This is a genomic window from Bacillus sp. GMa5/1, from assembly GCF_050172015.1.
Lineage (GTDB): Bacteria > Bacillota > Bacilli > Bacillales > Bacillaceae_G > Bacillus_A > Bacillus_A cereus.
This window is the reverse complement of the sequence record NZ_JBNLYC010000211.1, coordinates 1-6,193: the sequence shown is the minus strand read 5'-3', so window position 1 is coordinate 6,193 and position 6,193 is coordinate 1. Positions and strand designations below refer to the sequence as shown.

Here is a 6,193-nt window from a genome sequence, read left to right as displayed (position 1 = left end):
GAACGCCTACATCAACAATGGATAAAAGCACTTTTGTAATCGTAAATATAATTATATGTTTCTTCTTATTCTTTGTATTTTTAGCTTTATCTAAAGCAGCGAGTAACCAGAAATTTCTCCATTGGATCGGCAACACAATGTTACTATTCTTATTTTTTGTCGATATTGTCATCGGCCTCATCGCTCTTGGCTTTTCACTTCCTCTTGATCATTTCATATTTTTAGCATTAGGGCTTTTATTTATATTAATAGGTTATTTCAGTTCCAAAATTGATACGACTAAATCAACCGTTTCATTAGAATGGAATGATAAGCACCTTGAAAAAAGAGCTTCAAATATTAGTAGTATTTCAATGATGATAGCAGGTATTTTTTTAGCGATACTTCCTTTTATCGTTTCTGCTCCCTATAGAGGTTATGGCATACTAGCAATTCTTTTAGGAATGACGCTTATCATTCTGCCGAGTACGATTTATTTACTTATTAAAGACAGCAAGCAATCTACTCCTTTAAAAAAATAGGAGGTTATATCCCTCCTATTTCAGCTTAATGTTTTATTTTTCACTTTTTCTATCTCAACTAAAATCCCTTTCTCTATCCAACCCTCTACGCCATCTTTTTTAATTAAATCATATCCTGAACAGCTATCATCAATGAGAGAAACGATATCTCCCTTCCTAACGCTTATTTGCGCACAAGAAATATCGGTTTTCACTGTATATTCACCTGACTTAAGTTGTTTCATATATTCATTTTTTACAGTGAGCACATTATTCGTTTCCTTTTGTTTACATACGGTGTAATCTTGCATCTTCTCGATAGGCTCTATGTAATAATACGGATATGTCACTCCGCCCTGCATTTCTGAATTCGCATTAAAATCCGCTATTACTTCGTACTCTGGAAAATAGTCTACATATGTATAAGAAAACGTATCGCCCGTTTGTTTCCTCTGAATAATAAATACGTTTAATTGCCCTGCTTCTTTAATTGCATTTCCTCCATCAATTGCAATAATTTTTTTCTCCTTATCAATAACTGGATTATTAGACGGTGCTTCTTCAGAATAGTTCACGACAGGCCAATGACCGACTATTACATACTTATTTGCTTTATGTGATTGATTGAAAAACTCCGGCATTGCTATCGCATTTTTGCGCTCAGTTTCTTTCCAATCTACTCTATCTTCTAGACCGGCATGCACAAAAATATAATCTTCTGTTTCAATCGCTGTTGGCAACTCTGTTAGCCAATATAGTTCTTGTGAAAATTCACTTAACAATGCTTCTTTCACTTCACGAATTGAAGTGCCCTCATGAACTGAAAAACCCAATTGCTCTAGCCATTCATTAAAAATTGAATGCTTCCTCGTACATAAATAATTAATAAGACCAGGATTTTCATTTAGAAGAGCATCAACTAAAACTTCACAATTCCCTTCAACAACGTGAACCTTTGAATTGTTCTTTACAAGATTCATAACGTAGTTTACTACGCCTACGCTATCTCGTCCTTTCTCGCAAAGATCTCCATTAATAATTAAATAATCTTCATCTTTAAAGTTAACTTTATGTAGTGCTTCTTTTAAAAGATTTAATTCTCCATGAATATCAGATATGACAATAACTCTAGCATCATTAGGGATTGATAGTTTCTTTATTTTTTTCAAGTATAAGCGCTCCAATCATCCTCTTTATTAAATTAAAACAATTCGACAAAATACACTATATAACCTTTTCAAATACATATACCATAACTTACAACCTATTTACGGTTCAATAATAACTTAAAAAATAAGAAGAAGCTGTTCCCAACTTTTGCAGGACAGCTTCTTCTTATTTTTTATAATTCTTTATAAAAAGAATAACTCACCTTATCATACCCTTCTCTTTCATAAAAACGATGAGCATCAATTCTTGAAAATGCTGACGTGAGGACGATAGACTCACATCCGTTTTCCTTTCCCCAGTTCTCTATATACGAGAGTAATACTTTCCCATGTCCTTTTGAACGATGTGCTTCTGCTGTTACAAGGTCATATACGAAAACGTGTTTCTTATTATAAAAGTTCGTACAAATCGCTACACCTGCAAGGCTAACAACTTCATCATTCTCATTACGCAGCGAAAATAGTTTATAATTTTCTTCTTTCATATTTCGAAATAAAGAGCTTGTTTCCTCTTTTGAAAGTTTCATTCGTAATTGCTGTAAAACAGGTAATACTTCATGTAATTGCTCTTCTGTTACTACTTCTTTAACATTCATTTTTAACTCTCCTCTAACTATTTATTTAATTTTCTAAATGTTATATCATTATTATAGAAAGTAACTGCCCTTCACTTAAGTGACAGTTTAAGTGTTTTTTATAAGGCCAGTTTTAAAGGAGAGTTTTATATGGATTTTACTATCCCATTGCAATTACAAAGTAACACACCTATTTACTTGCAAATTTACGAATATATAAAAGCTGAAATTATACAAGGGACTATTTCTGTCGGCACACGTCTACCCTCACACAGAAATTTAGCATCACAACTTAATATTAGCCGCATTACTGTTGAATCAGCTTATCAACAATTATTAGCTGAAGGTTATGTAGAAAGTAAACCGAAACGTGGTATTTTTGTAGCAAATTTCGATATTGACGTTATCCCAAATAAAAAGCGAAATGCAGCAAAGAAGACGAGCAATTTGATAGACGAAAAATTTGAATATGATTGTAGCCAAGGACTTATTGATCAAAATGCATTTCCGATTACAAATTGGAAACGAGCATTACAAGAATCCATACTTACATACGAAAATGCACTATTTGCCAAAGAAGACCCTCAAGGTGAATTCGCTCTTCGAGAGCATATATCAACATATTTATATCATTCTCGCGGTGTCCATTCTTCACCTGATCAAATTGTGATTGGCGCCGGAACGCAGCCACTTCTCTGGCTACTACTTCAACTGCTTGGCCCTACAAAAGAATACGGCATTGAAAACCCTGGATTTCACCGTATACACGCAATCATTAAAAGCTGTGATAGACAAATTCATCCCATACCATTGGATGAAAAAGGTATTGATATTTCTAGTTTATACAATACAAATTCCAATGTCGCATACGTTACACCATCACACCAATTTCCACTCGGGATTATTATGCCTTTATCTAGAAGATTAGAATTGTTAAAGTGGGCTAATGATTGCAGCGGATACATTATTGAAGATGACTATGATGGAGAGTTTCGCTACGCTGGTAAGCCGATTCCTTCTTTACAAAGTCTTGATTCAAATGAACGCGTTATTTATATGGGGACTTTCTCAAAATCTTTTTTACCTTCTTTACGAATGGGATATGTTGTTTTACCACCACACCTTTTAAAAACATATCAAGAACTGCATGGAATTTTCAAACAAACAGTCGCTACAATACAACAACTTGCTTTTGCTAACTTTATACAAAGCGGGAATTGGGAACGTCACCTTAATCGGAGTCGTACACTATATAAAAGAAAACATCATGCGTTAGTAAAATCCATTATGAAAGAAATGGGGGCTAATGTTCAAATTCTTGGCGAACAGTCCGGACTTCATATTGTTTTATGTGTCCATAACAGTATGAATGAAAATGAACTGATTGAATCCGCTAAAAAACAAAGCGTTAAATTATACCCACTTTCTCCATATGATTTCGTGAATGATTTACGTAAGGAATCATACGTATTACTCGGCTTTGGTAGTATTCCAGAAAATAAAATTGAAACGTTGGCTAGATTATTAAAAGACGCTTGGTTTCCTAGTTGCAAGGAAACTTTTTAACAGTGGATTTAACTTGTAACATGTTAACAATTCAACAAAATAAAAAAGAAGGCTGTTCCAAAATAACTTTTTGGACAGCCTTCTTCTAGTTATTCACCTGACCTAGCTTTCCTTCCCGGACGTTTCACACCAGTCGTTTCTGTTGAATAGGAAGCTTCGATTATAGCGGCTGGATCTACAGAGAGAACGAGATCTTTCATTTTCGGATAAATGAATCGGTTTGTAATGCAATAAATGATTCTCTTATGCTCCCCTAAAAAACCACCTTCTCCATGTAGATACGTAACAGATAGTTGCAATTCTTTCATAAGTAAATCGCCTATTTCTTTATTCTTACCAGAAATAATCATAACGCTCTTACCTTGATTAATACCATCTAATATAAAATCAATCATCTTCGTAACAATATAGAAAATTGCTAATGAGAACATCGCTTGTTCGATTGAAAATAAAATGGCAACAAAGATGAAAATAACTGCATTTACTGCAAGTAAAAATGTACTAATCGGTACATTAAAGTGTTTATTCATCCAAACTGCTAACATTTCCGAACCGTCAATTGCTCCACCCATTTTAACAACAATCCCAACACCAATTCCAAACAGTACTCCACCATAAAGTACAATTAATAACTCAGAAGTCGTAATTGCTGGAAATGGTTTTAAATAAATTAATCCGAGTGTTGTAACTACATTCGCATAAGATGTACGGATAAAAAATTTCTTTCCCATTACTTTTGCAGTAAATAATAAAATTGGGATATTAATTCCTAAGAACACACCATAAAGCGGCAATCCTGCGACTTTATTTGCCATAATAGCAATAGCCGTTACCCCGCCATCTACTAATCCATTAGGTGCTAAAATAAGCTCTAATGAACCTGCTACTATAATTGAGCCAATTGTTAATAATACGTATTCAAATACTTTCTTCATTCATTACCCCCAAAACTTATATATTTTCTTAGTATTATTTTAACGTAATTTTACTACTAATTCAAAGGTATCGATTTATATACACAAAAGTTTCTCCTTTATCGCTATTTTTATGTAACACATGTAACGCGTAATACTAAAAACACACTTACAAATTAAAAGTAAGTGTGTTTTTAACATCTATTTAATCTTTACGTACGGCTTCATTTTTAATTTGAATATTTCCTCAACTGCCCTTTGATATCCACCGGCATTTCTAAGCGACTCTCCCACTTTACGACTATTCTCCTTAAACGTCACATCATCCATTACTTTCTTTACAGTCTCACGTAACAATTCAGAAGTTAACTCGTTGCGATTAAGTCTTATTCCTGCCCCTACTTCAGTCAATCGTTTTGCAACGAATGGCTGATCTCCTGTTACCGGAATTACAACTAATGGAACACCGTAATATAACGCTTCACTCGAACTATTCATACCACCATGTGTCACGAATACATCAGCATGCTGTAAAACTTCTAATTGCGGGACATAATTATACAACTTAAAGTTTTTCGGGATATTTTCAAATTGACTTATATTTATCTTCTTACCAACGACTAATACGACTGTCGCATCAACATCTTTAAACGCTTCAAAACATTTTTCATACAAAGCAGGTTGTTCATTAAAAACTGTTCCCATAGAAATGAAAATCACTTTTTCATTTTTTAAATCTTCGGTAGGAAAACTCCCCACTTCTTTTCGAGTAGCAATTGATGGACCTACAAATTTATACGATTCATCAAATACCTCTGAACGTGGCTGATATTCTTTTGAAGTATATACAATCGTAATATCACCAGGATGGTTCATAATATCATACATACTATTACATTTCATTCCATACTGCTTATTCCATCTTTCCATTCCCGCTAAACAAGATTGATATAATGGATCCATTTCATCTACTTGTCTCGATTCTTGCCCATCATGAAAATTAATGTACTGATTAACAGCAAACGTTGTACAGGATGAAACGCTTGGTAATTGTAAAATATTCGCTATAATACGTCCTACTGGAAAATGATTATCATATATTAAATAATCATATTTTTCCTCTTTTGTTTCTTCTACAATTTGAGTAACAATACGCTCTGATGCTTCAATCATATGAGATAGCATCGTCAAAGGGCTCCCACCTTCATTTACTCGTTCCATAATATTAATTTGAGAGAGAAAATTCTCAAACACTCGGAATTCCGCACCTGTTGCTTCAACCTTCTTTCTATAATCTTCAATACAATAAGAAACAACTGTTTCCCCTCGCTGAATTAACTCACTTACAATAGCTAAAGTCGGATTAATATGACCTTCCCCAGGAAAATTTATTACGAGTACATTTGCCATAACATTCTCTCCTATCCAATTAATATAATAAAATTAACAATTAATTATATTAATTAATT

6 protein-coding genes are annotated in these 6,193 nt (G+C 33.6%); 2 read left to right on the top strand and 4 right to left on the bottom strand.

The window, feature by feature from the left end:
* On the top strand, window positions 1–521 hold a 521-nt coding region (locus ACQGSG_RS25560; RefSeq protein ID WP_426948305.1), incomplete at its 5' end, for a DUF1648 domain-containing protein.
* A 20-nt stretch (window positions 522–541) separates the two neighbouring features.
* Here ACQGSG_RS25560 and ACQGSG_RS25555 read toward each other — a convergent pair.
* Both ACQGSG_RS25555 and ACQGSG_RS25550 read right to left on the bottom strand, forming a co-directional pair.
* Window positions 542–1,669, bottom strand: a complete 1,128-nt coding sequence (locus ACQGSG_RS25555) for a metallophosphoesterase (protein WP_000721385.1) — start codon at window positions 1,667–1,669, stop codon at window positions 542–544.
* Between the two features lie 173 nt (window positions 1,670–1,842).
* Window positions 1,843–2,265 (bottom strand): GNAT family N-acetyltransferase, encoded by a 423-nt coding sequence (locus ACQGSG_RS25550; protein WP_001101112.1) that lies wholly within the window; start codon window positions 2,263–2,265, stop codon window positions 1,843–1,845.
* Window positions 2,266–2,394: 129 nt separating this feature from the next.
* Between ACQGSG_RS25550 and ACQGSG_RS25545 the strand changes: the two genes are divergently transcribed.
* Entirely contained in the window at window positions 2,395–3,810 is a 1,416-nt protein-coding gene (locus ACQGSG_RS25545; protein WP_000348036.1) for a PLP-dependent aminotransferase family protein, read from the top strand.
* 89 nt (window positions 3,811–3,899) lie between these two features.
* Here the strand turns inward: ACQGSG_RS25545 and ACQGSG_RS25540 are convergent, their stop codons facing one another.
* Together ACQGSG_RS25540 and ACQGSG_RS25535 are read right to left on the bottom strand one after the other, a co-directional pair.
* Window positions 3,900–4,745 (bottom strand): YitT family protein, encoded by an 846-nt coding sequence (locus tag ACQGSG_RS25540; protein ID WP_000755125.1) that lies wholly within the window; start codon window positions 4,743–4,745, stop codon window positions 3,900–3,902.
* 180 nt (window positions 4,746–4,925) lie between these two features.
* Entirely contained in the window at window positions 4,926–6,134 is a 1,209-nt protein-coding gene (locus tag ACQGSG_RS25535; RefSeq protein WP_000024467.1) for a macrolide family glycosyltransferase, read from the bottom strand.
* Window positions 6,135–6,193 lie beyond the last annotated feature (59 nt).

Bases quoted from the DNA above. Each gene is read 5' to 3' on its own strand.
- ACQGSG_RS25550 (WP_001101112.1), bottom strand. From the start codon at position 2,265: ATGAATGTTAAAGAAGTAGTAACAGAAGAGCAATTACATGAAGTATTA.
- ACQGSG_RS25545 (WP_000348036.1), top strand. From the start codon at position 2,395: ATGGATTTTACTATCCCATTGCAATTACAAAGTAACACACCTATTTAC.
- ACQGSG_RS25540 (WP_000755125.1), bottom strand. From the start codon at position 4,745: ATGAAGAAAGTATTTGAATACGTATTATTAACAATTGGCTCAATTATA.
- ACQGSG_RS25535 (WP_000024467.1), bottom strand. From the start codon at position 6,134: ATGGCAAATGTACTCGTAATAAATTTTCCTGGGGAAGGTCATATTAAT.